This window comes from Nesterenkonia rhizosphaerae, assembly GCF_039544555.1.
GTDB classification, from domain to species: Bacteria; Actinomycetota; Actinomycetes; order Actinomycetales; family Micrococcaceae; genus Nesterenkonia; species Nesterenkonia rhizosphaerae.
This window is the reverse complement of sequence record NZ_BAABLW010000007.1, coordinates 496,449-509,660: the sequence shown is the minus strand read 5'-3', so window position 1 is coordinate 509,660 and position 13,212 is coordinate 496,449. Positions and strand designations below refer to the sequence as shown.

Annotated in this window: 10 protein-coding genes; 2 read left to right on the top strand and 8 right to left on the bottom strand. The window is 62.2% G+C overall.

The genetic code is table 11. The annotated features are described in order from the left end of the window. Positions 1-28: 28 nt before the first annotated feature. Positions 29-352: a winged helix-turn-helix domain-containing protein gene (locus tag ABEA23_RS08025; protein WP_260072518.1), complete on the top strand. Its 324-nt coding sequence runs from the start codon at positions 29-31 to the stop codon at positions 350-352. Between the two features lie 5 nt (positions 353-357). On the opposite strand, the gene ABEA23_RS08020 is transcribed toward ABEA23_RS08025, so the two are convergent. The 3 genes from ABEA23_RS08020 to ABEA23_RS08010 form a co-directional block, all read right to left on the bottom strand. After that, on the bottom strand, positions 358-2,361 hold the full coding sequence (locus ABEA23_RS08020; protein ID WP_345477536.1) for a BCCT family transporter: 2,004 nt from the start codon (positions 2,359-2,361) through the stop codon (positions 358-360). Between the two features lie 85 nt (positions 2,362-2,446). Next, positions 2,447-3,298, bottom strand: a complete 852-nt coding sequence (gene trmB / locus ABEA23_RS08015) for a tRNA (guanosine(46)-N7)-methyltransferase TrmB (RefSeq protein WP_345477534.1) — start codon at positions 3,296-3,298, stop codon at positions 2,447-2,449. Beyond that, entirely contained in the window at positions 3,298-5,235 is a 1,938-nt protein-coding gene (locus tag ABEA23_RS08010; protein ID WP_345477532.1) for a penicillin-binding transpeptidase domain-containing protein, read from the bottom strand. Before ABEA23_RS08010 ends, trmB begins: the two co-directional genes overlap by 1 nt. Before the next feature lie 143 nt (positions 5,236-5,378). On the opposite strand from ABEA23_RS08010, the gene ABEA23_RS08005 reads away from it, so the two are divergent. Continuing rightward, a complete protein-coding gene (locus ABEA23_RS08005; protein ID WP_345477530.1) occupies positions 5,379-7,091 on the top strand; it encodes an AbgT family transporter in 1,713 nt (570 codons plus the stop codon). A 21-nt stretch (positions 7,092-7,112) separates the two neighbouring features. Here ABEA23_RS08005 and ABEA23_RS08000 read toward each other — a convergent pair whose 3' ends face one another. From ABEA23_RS08000 to ABEA23_RS07980, 5 genes are all read right to left on the bottom strand, one after another. Beyond that, entirely contained in the window at positions 7,113-7,535 is a 423-nt protein-coding gene (locus ABEA23_RS08000) for a heat shock protein transcriptional repressor HspR (protein ID WP_345478647.1), read from the bottom strand. A gap of 144 nt (positions 7,536-7,679) precedes the next feature. Next, on the bottom strand, positions 7,680-8,651 hold the full coding sequence (locus ABEA23_RS07995; RefSeq protein WP_345477529.1) for a DnaJ C-terminal domain-containing protein: 972 nt from the start codon (positions 8,649-8,651) through the stop codon (positions 7,680-7,682). Between the two features lie 23 nt (positions 8,652-8,674). Then, positions 8,675-9,478, bottom strand: coding sequence for a nucleotide exchange factor GrpE (locus ABEA23_RS07990; protein WP_345477528.1), 804 nt, complete (start codon positions 9,476-9,478; stop codon positions 8,675-8,677). A gap of 102 nt (positions 9,479-9,580) precedes the next feature. Continuing rightward, entirely contained in the window at positions 9,581-11,440 is a 1,860-nt protein-coding gene (gene dnaK, locus ABEA23_RS07985) for a molecular chaperone DnaK (protein ID WP_345477527.1), read from the bottom strand. Positions 11,441-11,688: 248 nt separating this feature from the next. Next, entirely contained in the window at positions 11,689-13,164 is a 1,476-nt protein-coding gene (locus ABEA23_RS07980; RefSeq protein WP_345477526.1) for an NAD-dependent succinate-semialdehyde dehydrogenase, read from the bottom strand. Positions 13,165-13,212 lie beyond the last annotated feature (48 nt).

Genomic DNA, 13,212 nt, shown 5'->3' with positions numbered 1-13,212 from the left:
AGCTCAAGCATGACAGGGAGGGTAGGGCATGGCAGAACCTGTACCAGAGGTCATCGAGGATGACCAGTACCTGCGCGTCCCGATGCCCGCTGGCGAGGTGGAGATCATCGGCAACACCGTGCATCTGCCCGGCCACGGCCCCGTAGCGCTGGCACCGGGTCCGATGTCTGTCATGCGCGCCCTGACCAAAGCCCAGGGCGCGGTCATCTCACGGGAGGACCTGCTCTGGCTGCTGCCGCACTGCGGTTCTTCGCACGGCCTGGAAATGTGGGTTTCCCGGCTGAGGCAGGCCCTGCCCGACTCAGCCGTAGTCCAAACCGTGGTCAAGCGGGGCTATCGGCTGGCTCTCTGAGCCGATTACCGGGCGCCGTCGTTGCTTGTCTTCGGCTCCTCCTCGGTGAGCACTTGGGCATCCACCGTGGTGATCTCACCGGTGGCGGGATCCCAGCCGTCTCCCCATTCGCCAGTTTCAAAGTCATACTCCACCGGCTGACCGTGCTCGTCGGTGCGCTGATACCACTCGGTGTAGTCAGCGTGCTCTGAGTCGATTTCACTGCCAGCACCCTCACCGGGCTCGGTGGGAACCACCTGCAGTGCAAAATCGTCGCCGTAGCGATCCACACCTTCGACCACTGCATCGGAGATCGCCTTCTCTGCGTACTGCTCACGCAGTGCTCGAGGATCAGTGCGCAGATCGCGCAACCAGGCGATGATGATCAGGATCATAATCACCGCAAACGGCAGCGCGGTGACAATCACCAGCGACTGCAGGCCCTGCAGCGCTGTGGCACCGCCTATGGAGAGCATGACCACGGCAATGCCTCCCATGATCACGCCCCAGAAGACGACGACGAACCGGCTCGGGTTCTGATCACCTCGAGTCGAGAGAATGCCCATCACTACAGAGGCGGAATCAGCAGAGGTGATGAAGAAGATCGCCAGAGTGATCATCACCAATACCGGCAGCCACTCCATATAGGGGAGGTTGTCGATGATCGTAAATAGCACTTCCGGCGGCGCCATATCGGCGCTGAATCCCTCTGCTCCTTCGCGGTACATCCACATAGACGTCCCGCCCATAATTCCGTAAGCGATGAACAGCAGTGAAGACGGCACCAGGATGGTCCCCAGGATGAACTGACGGATGCTTCGCCCACGGGAGATGCGGGCTATGAAGATGCCTACGAACGGGCACCATGAGATCCACCAGGCCCAGTAGTACACAGTCCAGGCCGACTGGAAGTCCAGGGTCTCCTGTCCCCAAGATGCGGAGCGGCCCATCATCTCAAAGAGCGTTCCGAAGTACTCCATCATGGCCGAGGGCAGCAGATTCAGCAGAAACAGTGTGGGACCCAGCAGGAAGACCAGGAGGATGACGCCCATGGTCAGCACGATGTTGATACTGGAGAGATACCGGATTCCGCGGGACACACCGGAGACTGCGGAGATGATGAAGCCGACGCTGAGCACGGCCACAATGGCCACCAGCACGGTATTGCTGAGTTCATCCAATCCCGCCACGATGGTGACGCCCTGGCCGACCTGCATAGCGGCAATGCCCAGTGCGGCGGCGGTGCCGAAGAGCGTAGCGATGATCGCGAATATGTCTACCAGCTGACCGGCAAAGCCCTCGGAGTGGCGGCGTCCGAAGAGGGTTCGGAAGATCGAAGACATCAGCGGAACGCGTCCGCGCCGGTAGGCGGCATAAGCTACGGCGCCGCCGACCAGGGCGTACATGGCCCAGGCATGAAAGCCCCAGTGGTAGTAGGTCTGAGCCATGGAACCGTGCATGGCTGCGACGCTCTCTGCCTCATGGGTCAGCGGCGGCGGGGTGTGGAAGTAGGTCAGCGGCTCGGAGGGCCCGAAGAAGAACACCCCGATGCCGATCCCGGCGGCGAAGAGCATCGATACCCACGCGAACGTTGAGTATTCGGGCTGCTCGCCGTCTTTGCCCAGCGGAATTTTGCCGTAGGGCGAGAACGCAAGCACCAGCAGGAAGACCAGCACCACCAGCGCCACGGCGTTAAAAAGCCAACCGGCATGGGTCATGGTCCAGGTGTAGGCGGCGCCTGCTACATCAGCCACACTCTGCGGATTGAGCACACCCCAGAGAACAAAGAGGGCGGTCAGCAGTCCAGCAACGGTGAATATGACCTTGTCCAGGCCGTACTGCTTCCGCTGCTCGTCGATTCCGATTCCAGGCACCAGCGCCGGGTGGATGTCATGCGGGTAGCTGGGCTGATGATAGAGGTCCAACCGTTGCAGCGCTTCGCCAGCGCGCCTTCCCGCGCGTACCGCTTCCTGACTGATCTGACGGCTCCGCTGTGGGCGCGGGGCGGACTGTGGCTGGTCATCAGCCATGGAGGGCACACCTCTTCTGTTCCGAATGACATTCACTAGGGTTACTGCGCAAACGGTAATGAACTATAGCGCGTATCCCTGTTGCCTATTCAGAACGCAGATAGGTGAGGTCGAAGATTTGTCGTCCGACGTTAAGGGCTTTGGCCTCGAAATCGGTAAGCACCCGGCCCTCGAATCGTGGGGCCCAGCCGCCTTCATGATCCAGTGCTTCTTCCAGCGGCCGCGGGTGAGTTTCCTTGCCCAGGCTGCGTGCGTCCAGGTCCTCCAGACGGACCCGGGTCAACGCAGATTCCTCGCCGGTCCGTTCGCCGGCGTGCGGATTGGTGAAGGACGACGACGCCGAAATCACCTCGCGCATCTGCACGGCATAATCAGACCAGTCAGTGGCCAGCCGCCAGCGTCCACCGGGGGCGATCACCCGGGCCGCCTTCTCCACGAAGGCAGGCTGCACCAGGCGGCGCTTATTGTGCTTCTTCTTATGCCACGGGTCGGGGAAGAAGATCCATAGTTCAGCAACGGATGCCGCAGGCAACAGGTGGTCCATCAGCTCCACCGCATCAATGCAGGCCACCCGGACATTGGTGAGACCTTCGCGGCGGATCCGCGCAGCCAGCTGCGCAGCACCGGGTCGGTAAACCTCGATGGCGAGGAAGTTGGTCTTGGGGTTGTTGGCGGCAGCCGCCGAAACTGCCTCGCCAGAACCGGAGCCGATCTCAACAATCAGCGGTGCATTGCCGCGGCCGCCGAATCGTGAGTATTCGGCTTCCCAATCGATGCTGAAACCGGGAGCCACAGACGTATCGCGGTCACCGTGAGGCACATCCAGCAGTTCCTGTCCCAGGGCGGCGTCCCAGGATCGCTGGTAACTGGGCTTGAGCTTATTGCTGCGCCGAACGAAGGACAGCGGTTTGCGGAGGTGTGCAGAATCCTGGGGCATCAGTTCAGGATATCGCGGGCTCCGGTGAGGAATTGGTGCAGCAGCGGCCCATTGGTGGATCCTCCGAACTCGCCTTCCTCTAAGAAGATGGCCACCGCCAGATCCCCCTGGATAGCGATCACCCAAGTGTGGGCGTAGGTTTCGTCGCCCTCGCCTGCCTCCGCGGTGCCGGTCTTGGCGTAAACGTGCTCACCAGGCACCGGATCCATCGATGACAGGGTGCCGAAATTCACCGTGTCCGTCATCAGCGTCATCAGCTGCTGGGCTTCTTCAGCACTGAGCTGACCTTCGGGCTCTCGGGGCTCCTGCGGGACCACCAGGTGAGGGTGGACAGTTTCACCTGCGGCGATGGAGGCCGCAACGGTAGCCATGCCCAGCGCCGAGGATTCCACCACACCCTGGCCGAAGAGATTGGCTGCGTGCAGATTCAGGTCGCTGTCATCGGGTACCGAGCCCATAATGGCTGGCACTCCGATGCGCGGTTCCTGCAGCAGGCCAAGGTCCACGGCTGCCTGGTGCAGATCAGCGCTGGTGACGTCGTCGTAAGCGGCAGCAAAGAGGGTGTTGCAGGAGACTGCCAGCAGATCCCGGAAACGGTGGGTACCGATGTACTCACCGGGATAGCCTGGCACATTGCTGAAGACCTGGCCGTGGACCGTTGTCCTGGCAGCGCATGCCACTTGAGAATCAGGGCTCAGCCCATCGCGCAGCATCGCCAGGGCAGAGACCATCTTGAAGGTGGACCCTGGAGCGAAGGAGCTCTGCGTTGCCGTTTCCACGAAATTCTCCTCCGGGCTGTGGCTGGCCGCGGCCAGGATCCCGCCGTCGGAGGGTCGGATTGCCACCAGCGCGGAGGTGACATCCTGCTCGCCGGTGATCTGCTGAGCCAGGTCCTGCAGCCGCGGGTTCATAGTGGTAGGGATGTCCTGGCCGGTCTGCGGCTCAACTGACCAGAGGGTCTCGCCGTCCTTATGAATGCGCATCCCGGGAACACCGCGCAGCTGATCTTCGCGGCTGGCCTGAATACCGGAGGTCCCCACCATGTCACCAACCTGAAGTGTGGGGTCATTCTCGATATGTTCGGCGGTCACCGGGTCCACGCGGCCCAGCAGCAGCGGGGCGAAGTCCCGGGTGGGCGCTAGGGACCGGGTGCCGGGAACGGCGACGGCCCCGGGGATCCCTTCAATATCCGCCACGGAGATATCGGTGCTGTCTCGGCGGATGGTAATAGCATCAACAAAAGCCTGCTCGCCGTAGGCCATCACCTTTTCGGTGTAGGACTCCTCGTTGATCCCCACTGCGGCCGCCAGCTGCGCCGCTGCATCCCGGTACGCGACTTCTGTGTCCTCGGCTTCGCTGAGCTGAGTCTTATCCAACCCGAGAGTCACCACATCCCGGTTATAGACCAGGGCCCTGCCGTTGTCGTCCATGATGCGACCGCGTTCGGCGCTGGTGGTGACCAGCCCGATGCCCTCATGGCCGGCATAGTCAGGAAGCAGGGTCTCGGCAGTAGCTTCTGCGTGCCACACATCAGCTTCAGCGTCATAGCTGAATTCCGCTGTTGTGGTGTAGGTCCATTCCTCTCCGCTGATGCCCAGCTCGCCGAGGTCCCAGCGGTGTTCATAGGTGATCTCAGCGGTGGGAGCCCGAGGTGAGTCCTCCGGCGGTTCGAGCACATCGATCTGCGCCACCGTCACCTCGGGAGTCAGCTCCCCGAAGGGCTCATGCAGGTTCTCCGCTGCTTGGCTCAGCGTTTCCGCAGAGCCGGAGGCGAAGCTGACCTGGGAGAAGTCACCGCTGGAGAGCGCCCGTGCAAGGGACTGAGCAAAGGAGTCCACGGTAGCGGGAGGATCCTCCCCGCAAGAGGTGATGAGCAACGCCCCGGCGAGGGCAGCGGAAGCTACGAACAGACGACGACGGCGACGCAAGGAGAACACTCATCAAGTATGGAGGTTTTCTTCAGGTCGTGGGGGACATCGTGTGAAAAATGTTCCCTCGTGACGCTGACATGGATAAACTCCGCAAAGAATCACTGCACTGACGGGGTCAATACTAAAAAGCACCTGCGAAAGGACACTTGATGCCGAGCAACGACGGTCCCCCCGTCCGCGAGCCCGAATCCACCTCAGAGCACGAACCGGAGCGCAGGGGCGTCATCGTACGCTTCCTGGGCGGGATCGAGCGGATCGGTAATCTGCTGCCGCATCCTTTCTGGCTCTTCGTCATTCTCGCTGCGGTGGTGGTTACCCTTTCCGCCGTGCTGGAGGCCGCCGGGGTTGGCGCACAGAATCCCGCTGATGGGGAGCAGGTCGATGTCCAGAGCCTGCTGACTCCAGAAGGATTCCAGCGGATGATCTCCGAGGCCGTGGAAAACTTCGTGTCCTTCCCGCCCCTTGGTCTGATCATCACCGTCATGCTCGGGGTCGCCGTGGCCGAGGGATCCGGGCTGATCAGCGCAGCCATCCGGGTAGCGGTCTCGAGGGTCTCCCGCAGCTGGCTGACTTTCACTGTGGCTCTGGTGGGCGTGACCGGATCTGTGGCCTCCGATGCTATCTACATCATCTTGATTCCCTTAGCGGCTGCGGCGTTCAAAGCGGTGGGACGTTCGGCAGTCCTCGGCGCCATCGTTGCCTTCGGCTCGGCATCGGCCGGATATAACGCCTCATTGCTGATTACCGCTTCAGATCCACTGTTCGCTGGCATCTCCACCGCTGCCGCCCAGCTGATCGAGGAAGACTACGTGGTCTCCCCCATCGCCAACTACTTCTTCGCTGCTGCCTCCGCGGTAGTACTGGCTACGGTGGTGACTCTGGTGACGGAGCTCCTGCTGGTGAAGATGACCGAGCGGATGCGCAAAGAAGAGGACGCCGCTGGGGGCGCGGCCACTGCTGTACTCGCTGCAGGTCGGCCGGCGCAGCTTGCCGATGCGCAGGACTCGGTGCACAAGACCGGGACCGCTACTGGCGGAACCGCCGAAGGCACCGCTGGCGAGGGCGCGGAGCAACAAGCGCCGACCAGCGAGGAGGAGCTGCTGAGCTATTCCGCGCAGGAGGTGCGCGCCCTACTGTGGAGCGGACTGGCACTGGCAGTTTTCCTTGCGCTGTACTTCACGTTGTTGTTCCTGCCTGCTTCGCCGCTGTCCGGCGAGGGAGGGGCCCTTGAATCCCCCTTGCTCACCGATGTTGCTGTGCCCATCGCACTGGCGTTCCTCGTAGTCGGCCTGACCTACGGCATCGTCGCGGGCAGCATTACCCGCGCCCGAGATGTGCCAGAGCTGATGGCCCGATCCATCAAGGAGCTTTCCGGAGTAGTGGTGATCTTCTTTGCCGCGGCCCAGTTCATTGCCTACTTCAACTGGTCAAATATCGGCACAGTCTTAGCGATCAACGGAGCAGAAACCCTGGAACGCTGGGATCTGCCAGTCTTTGTGCTCTTCGGCGGAGTGGTCCTGCTGGTGGCGCTGTTCAACTTCTTCATCACCTCAGGCTCAGCCCAGTACACGCTGATGGCACCGGTGTTGGTCCCGATGCTCATGCTGATTGGGGTCAGCCCCGAGGTCACTCAGATGCTCTACCGGATGGGAGATTCCCCTACCAACATCATCTCCCCCATGAGTCCGTACTTCGCCCTGGCGCTGGGATATCTCCAGCGTTATTACCCGAAAGCCGGTGTGGGAACCCTGCTCTCGCTGACGCTGCCCATTTCAGTGGCGCTGCTGGTGTCCTGGTTCCTGTTCTTCATGCTTTGGTACGCCATCGGTTTGCCACTGGGCCCGGGAGTGCCGATTCGCTAGAGCATCGTCTAGGGACAGCGGCTACCGGTCCTGCCAGAGGACAATCTCTCTGGTGGCAGGCCGGGGCCGCTGTCCGCGGCTGAGACTGACCACATCGCCGTGGGGGCCAACCGCGAAGATCCTGGCCTGCCCAGGATTGCGCTGTGCCTGGCGCAGCTGCTGACGCAACTGACCGACCGTGTCCTCCAGTTCATCCACGCGGTTCTGCAACTGCAAGATGCGTCGGATTCCCTCCAGGGAGACGCCCTCCTGCGAGAGCTGCTGAATCTGTCGCAGCTGCTCAATGTCATAGGGAGAGTAACGCCGGTGCTTGCCGCCCTGGCGACGAGGAGTCACCAAGCCCATTCGGTCGTACTGACGCAGCGTCTGAGGGTGCATATCGGCTAGCTCTGCTGCCACGGAGATGACGAACAGGGGGGCGTGGCGGTTCTCCGCATCGACCATTCGCGGATCCTCCGCGAACTCTGCGATATTCGCTCGCACCGTGTACCGCATGACCATCGTTCACCTCCTGTGCTTGCTGTCTTCAGCCCCAGGTGCCTCCCGGCAATGGGACTGGAAGACCACTGGGCCTAGCCGACTTGTCCTTTACAACGCAGCCTTGGTCTCTAAATCTTCCCGAGGGCCGGTGCCTGCGGTGGCCTCCGCATAGGCCTTCACCGCGGCCAGAGCATCATCATTGAGCTCCTTGGGTACATGAACGTCGACGACGACCAGCATGTCACCCTGACTGTTCTTGCGGCGGATCCCGTGGCCCTTCAACCGCAGCACTCGCCCAGAGCTGGTTCCCGCGGGCACTTTGATGCGGACTTTCTCGCCGTGCACAGTAGGAACTTCCACAGTGGCTCCGAGGGCGGCTTCATCGAAGGTCACCGGCAAGTGGATGCGGATATTGTCTCCGTCGCGCTCAAAGAACGGGTGCGACTGGATGGAGACCTCCACGAGCAGATCACCGGTGCCACCGGGACCCTGCTGGCCCTTGCCCTTCACGCGGACCTTCTGTCCTTCTTTAATACCCGGGGGGATGCGCACGTCAATGACATTGCCATTGGCCTCGCGCAGCCCCACCGTGGTGCCGCGAACGGCGCCTTTGAAGGAGATCGTCGTTTTGGCGGTACGGTCAGCGCCCTTGGGCGAGCCGCCGAAACGGGAACCGAATCGGTCTCCTACGCCGCCGAAGAGATCCGAGAAATCCGGCCCCCCGCCGAAACGGCCGCCACCGGTGCCAGGTGCCCCTGAGAAACGATCTCCGAAGAGGCCGCCAAAGATATCCTCGAATCCGGCGGTGCCAGAGCCCGGGGCACCCGCGGAGAAGCGGGCGCCCGAGCCCATGGCACGGATCGCGTCATACTGCTGACGCTGTTCGGGATCGGAGAGCACCGAATGTGCCTCGGAGATGTCCTTGAAGCGCTGTTCGGCCGCCTCGTCACCCGGGTTCTTATCCGGGTGGTACTGACGCGCCAATTTGCGGTAGGACTTCTTGATCTCCTCGGCGGTGGCCTCCTTGGAGACGCCGAGAATCGCGTAGAAGTCCTTCTCTACCCAGTCCTGTGAAGCCATAGCGTCTCCCGCCTCCCTTCTACTTACTGCTGAGCTCCGCTGGAGACGATCACCTGTGCTGCACGCAGCAGGCGGTCGCCGTAGCGGTAGCCCGAACGGACGACGACGGCGATGTGGTCCGCCTCCACCTCGTCATGGGGCTGCTGCATGATGGCCTCATGCTCAGTGGGATCAAAGGCCTGACCCACCGCACCCACGGTTTCCAGACCCTGCGCGGTCAGCGCAGATTCCAGTCGGGCAGCAATATGCGCGAAGGGACCATCCTCGAGGTCACCGGCCTGACGGGCAGCGGCGATGTCATCGAGTACCGGCATCAGTTCGGCGATCAGCTGACCCTTGGTGCGGTCCTTCTCCAAGGCCCGGTCACGCTCCACGCGGCGCCGGTAGTTGACGTATTCGGCCTGCACTCGGCGCAGATCGTTCTCCAGCTCCGCTTCCCGGTCGTAACCCTGGGCAGCGAGCTCCTCCTCGGCAGCCTCGATACGTGACTCCGGTTCGGTTTCACCGCCGCCGATCGCTTCATCAAGAGGCACCTCGCGCAGCTCAGGCTCTTCGCTCAGTTCAGGATCCTCACCCGGCAGCGGCTCGTGGAGATCGCCTTCTTCTCCAGCCGGAGCCGCGTGGGCCTGCTGGACCTCGATGGACTCCTCGGGGGCATCTGCCAGTATCCGCTCGGCTTCTGCCAGCGGGTCTGCAGCAGGATCGGTGCCTGCGGCTTCACGGTCTTCGGCGGTGGCCTCGCCGGTAGCTTTGTCATCCCGTGCCGGGGTCGGATCGGGGATGCCATCCTCGGGGGATTTCTCCGGGTTGTACTTGTCCTCTGCCATGAGCTAAGGCCCTCCCTTCGGTCTGAGGATGCGCCCGCCCCTAAATGGAGCGGGCGCATCCTGCTGGTCTTCGAGAAGCGGGTCAGACGGTAACCGCCGTGACTACTTGTTCTCGTCCTCGTCCTCGTCGACAACCTCTGCGTCGACAATGTCCTCGTCCTGGGCCGGGGCGTCACCGGCGGGTGCACCCTCACCGGCTGCCTCGGCACCGCCCTGAGCATAGAGGGCTTCTCCGATCTTGACCTGGGAGGTCTGCAGCTTCTCGAAGGCTGCGCTGACCTCGTCGTCGTTATCGGTTCCCTCAAGGGCCTTCTTCAGTGCGTCGACGTCGGCCTGGACCTCAGTCTTGACCTCTTCAGGCAGCTTCTCGGCGTTGTCCTTGAGCAGCTTATCCACCGAGTAGGCGGAGGCCTCAGCAGCGTTGCGCTTCTCAGCGGCTTCGCGGCGCTTCTTATCCTCTTCGGCGTGCTTTTCTGCATCGGCGACCATCCGCTCGATGTCCTCCTTGTCCAGAGAGGTTCCACCGGTGATGGTCATGGACTGCTCGGTGCCGGTGCCCTTGTCCTTGGCGGAGACGTGGACGATACCGTTGGCGTCGATGTCGAAGGTGACCTCGATCTGGGGCATGCCGCGCGGTGCCGGAGCGATGCCGGTCAGCTCGAAGGTGCCCAGGGCCTTGTTGTCACGAGTGAACTCGCGCTCACCCTGGAAGACCTGGATAGCAACCGAAGGCTGGTTGTCCTCAGCGGTGGAGAAGACCTCCGAGCGCTTGGTGGGGATTGCGGTATTGCGCTCGATCAGCTTAGTCATCACACCGCCCTTGGTCTCGATACCCAGGGACAGCGGAGTGACGTCGATCAGCAGGACATCCTTGCGCTCACCGGCCAGCACACCTGCCTGCAGTGCGGCACCGACGGCGACGACCTCGTCCGGGTTCACCGACTTATTGGCTTCCTTGCCGGAGAGCTGCTTGACCAGCTCGGCAACGGCCGGCATACGAGTGGAGCCGCCCACCAGGATGACGTGGTCGATGTCGGAGATCTTGACTCCGGCCTCGGAGATGACATCGCTGAATGGCTTCTTGGTCCGCTCCAGCAGATCCGAGGTCATGTCCTCGAACTTCGCGCGGGTCAGCGTCTCGTTGACGTGAACCGGGCCGTTCTCGCTCTGGGTGGCGTAGGGAATGTTGATGGTGGCGGAAGTGGCGGAGGAGAGCTCCTTCTTGGCGCGCTCAGCCTCTTCCTTCAGACGCGGAACGGCGATCTTGTCCTTGGACAGGTCTACGCCTTCCTTCTGCTTGACCTGCTCGACCAGCCAGTCGATGATGCGCTGGTCCCAGTCATCGCCACCGAGACGGTTGTCACCGGCAGTGGCGCGCACCTGGATGGTGGAGAAATCGTCCTCATCCTTGCCGACTTCCAGCAGGGAGACATCGAAGGTACCGCCGCCGAGGTCGAAGACCAGGATGAGCTCATCTTCCTTGCCCTTGTCCAGGCCGTAGGCCAATGCTGCAGCGGTGGGCTCGTTGACGATACGCGAGACCTTCAGGCCCGCGATCTCGCCGGCTTCCTTGGTGGCCTGACGCTCGGCGTCGTTGAAGTAGGCCGGCACGGTGATGACAGCCTCGGTGACATCCTCACCCAGGTAGGACTCAGCGTCATGCTTGAGCTTCATCAGGGTGCGGGCGGAGATCTCCTGCGGGGTGTACTTCTTGCCGTCCACCTCAGTGGTCCAGTCAGTGCCCATGTGGCGCTTGACGGAAGCGAAGGTGCGGTCCGGGTTGGACACAGCCTGACGGCGTGCCACCTCACCGACGAGAACATCGCCGGTCTTGGAGAAGGCCACCACCGAGGGAGTGGTGCGTGCGCCTTCTGCGTTGGCGATCACGGTGGGCTCGCCGCCTTCGAGGACGGTCACCACCGAGTTCGTAGTTCCGAGGTCGATTCCGACTGCGCGGGACATGGGGACTCCTTTCGTCAGAGCTTTTGAAGCCTGTCACTTTCGCTTATTGAGCGAACTGGACTCAAGTCTTCAACGCACACTCTCAGCTGTCAAACTGACTTGAGTGAGGTCGACTCAACTTTGCGTCGATGATGATAACGACGCCGTCCCCAGCTTCATTCCCACCGCACCCACTTGCACACGCGGAAGCTTGCGCACCTGGTGTTCGGATGCGCGAAACGGGTGTGATGACAGCCAGAGCCGGGCGGTTACATGGCGATACCGATGTACTTGGTCTCCAGGAACTCATCGATGCCGATGTCGCCGCCCTCTCGGCCCAACCCCGATTCCTTCACGCCGCCGAAGGGTGCGGCAGGATTGGAGACCACACCTTGGTTGATGCCGACCATGCCGGATTCCACAGCCTCGGCCACCCGCAGCGCCCGGGTGAGGTCATTGGTGAAGACATAGTTCGACAGCCCGTACTCGGTGCTGTTGACCGCCGCGACAGCTTCTTCTTCGGTGTCGAACGGGGTCACTGGTGCCACCGGGCCAAAGATCTCCTCGCTGCGCACACGTGCACCCTCAGGGATGTCGAAGAGCACGGTGGGCGGATAGAAGTAGCCCTCACCGGCAATCGGCTCGCCACCGAGCAGCACTTCGGCCCCGGAACGCACGGCGTCCTCCACCAACTCCTGGACTTTGTCCCGCTGCTTGGCATTGATCAGCGGACCAACCTTGACGTCGTCGTCGACACCACGACCCACTTGGAATTCAGCCATCCGCTGAGCCAGTCGGTCGGCGAAATCCTTCGCCACGGAACGCTGAACGAACAGCCGGTTAGCAGCGGTGCACGCTTCTCCGGAGTTGCGCATCTTAGCCAGCAGCGCACCCTCCACAGCCTTGTCCAGATCTGCATCTTCGAAGACCACCAGGGCCGCATTGCCGCCGAGCTCCATGGAAGTGCGCAGGACATGGTCGGCACACTGCTCCAGCAGTTTTTTACCCACAGCGGTTGATCCGGTGAAGGAGAGCTTGCGCGCAATACCAGAGCGGATCAGCGGCTCCATAGTGCCTCCGGCGTTGGAGGTCACCACAATATTGACCACTCCTGCTGGCAGGCCGGCGTCCTGAAGGATCTGCGCAAGAGCCAGCATGGACAGCGGAGTCAATTCAGAGGGCTTGAGCACCGAAGTGCATCCGGCTGCCACAGCGGGGCCGATCTTCCGGGTGCCCATAGCCAACGGAAAGTTCCACGGAGTAATGAGAATGGAGGGACCAACGGGCTGCTTGGTCACCAGGAACCTGGCATTGCCGGCTGGTGCAGTCTGATAGTTTCCGCTGATCCGGGTCGCTTCCTCGGCGAAGTGCCGGAAAAACTCCGCGGCGTAGGTGACCTCCCCGTAGGCCTCGGCCAGCGGTTTGCCCATCTCCAGGGTCATCAGCAGAGCCAGATCATCTTTGCGCTCATGCATCAGCTCAAAGGCGCGCATCAGGATGTCAGCCCGCTGCCGCGGCGGCATCGCCGCGAAGTCCGACTGAGCCCGCTGGGCAGCATGCAGTGCATCCCAGCCGTCCTGCTCGCCGGCGTCGGCAACCTCGCACAGCACCTTTCCGGTGGAAGGATCCTGGACCTCCAGCCGGGCACCGCTGTGAGCCTCGCGCCATTGACCGTCGATATAGAGGGACTTCGGTACAGAGCTGATCAAGGCGGCCTCGCGGTCAGCAGTAATGGTCTCTGACATGACTTCTCCTTGTAAGGATGTGCTGGCGGTGACATTCATGCTCTCACT

Bases quoted from the DNA above. Each gene is read 5' to 3' on its own strand.
- ABEA23_RS08025 (WP_260072518.1), top strand. From the start codon at position 29: ATGGCAGAACCTGTACCAGAGGTCATCGAGGATGACCAGTACCTGCGC.
- ABEA23_RS08020 (WP_345477536.1), bottom strand. From the start codon at position 2,361: ATGGCTGATGACCAGCCACAGTCCGCCCCGCGCCCACAGCGGAGCCGT.
- trmB (WP_345477534.1), bottom strand. From the start codon at position 3,298: ATGCCCCAGGATTCTGCACACCTCCGCAAACCGCTGTCCTTCGTTCGG.
- ABEA23_RS08005 (WP_345477530.1), top strand. From the start codon at position 5,379: ATGCCGAGCAACGACGGTCCCCCCGTCCGCGAGCCCGAATCCACCTCA.
- ABEA23_RS08000 (WP_345478647.1), bottom strand. From the start codon at position 7,535: ATGGTCGATGCGGAGAACCGCCACGCCCCCCTGTTCGTCATCTCCGTG.
- ABEA23_RS07995 (WP_345477529.1), bottom strand. From the start codon at position 8,651: ATGGCTTCACAGGACTGGGTAGAGAAGGACTTCTACGCGATTCTCGGC.
- ABEA23_RS07990 (WP_345477528.1), bottom strand. From the start codon at position 9,478: ATGGCAGAGGACAAGTACAACCCGGAGAAATCCCCCGAGGATGGCATC.
- dnaK (WP_345477527.1), bottom strand. From the start codon at position 11,440: ATGTCCCGCGCAGTCGGAATCGACCTCGGAACTACGAACTCGGTGGTG.
- ABEA23_RS07980 (WP_345477526.1), bottom strand. From the start codon at position 13,164: ATGTCAGAGACCATTACTGCTGACCGCGAGGCCGCCTTGATCAGCTCT.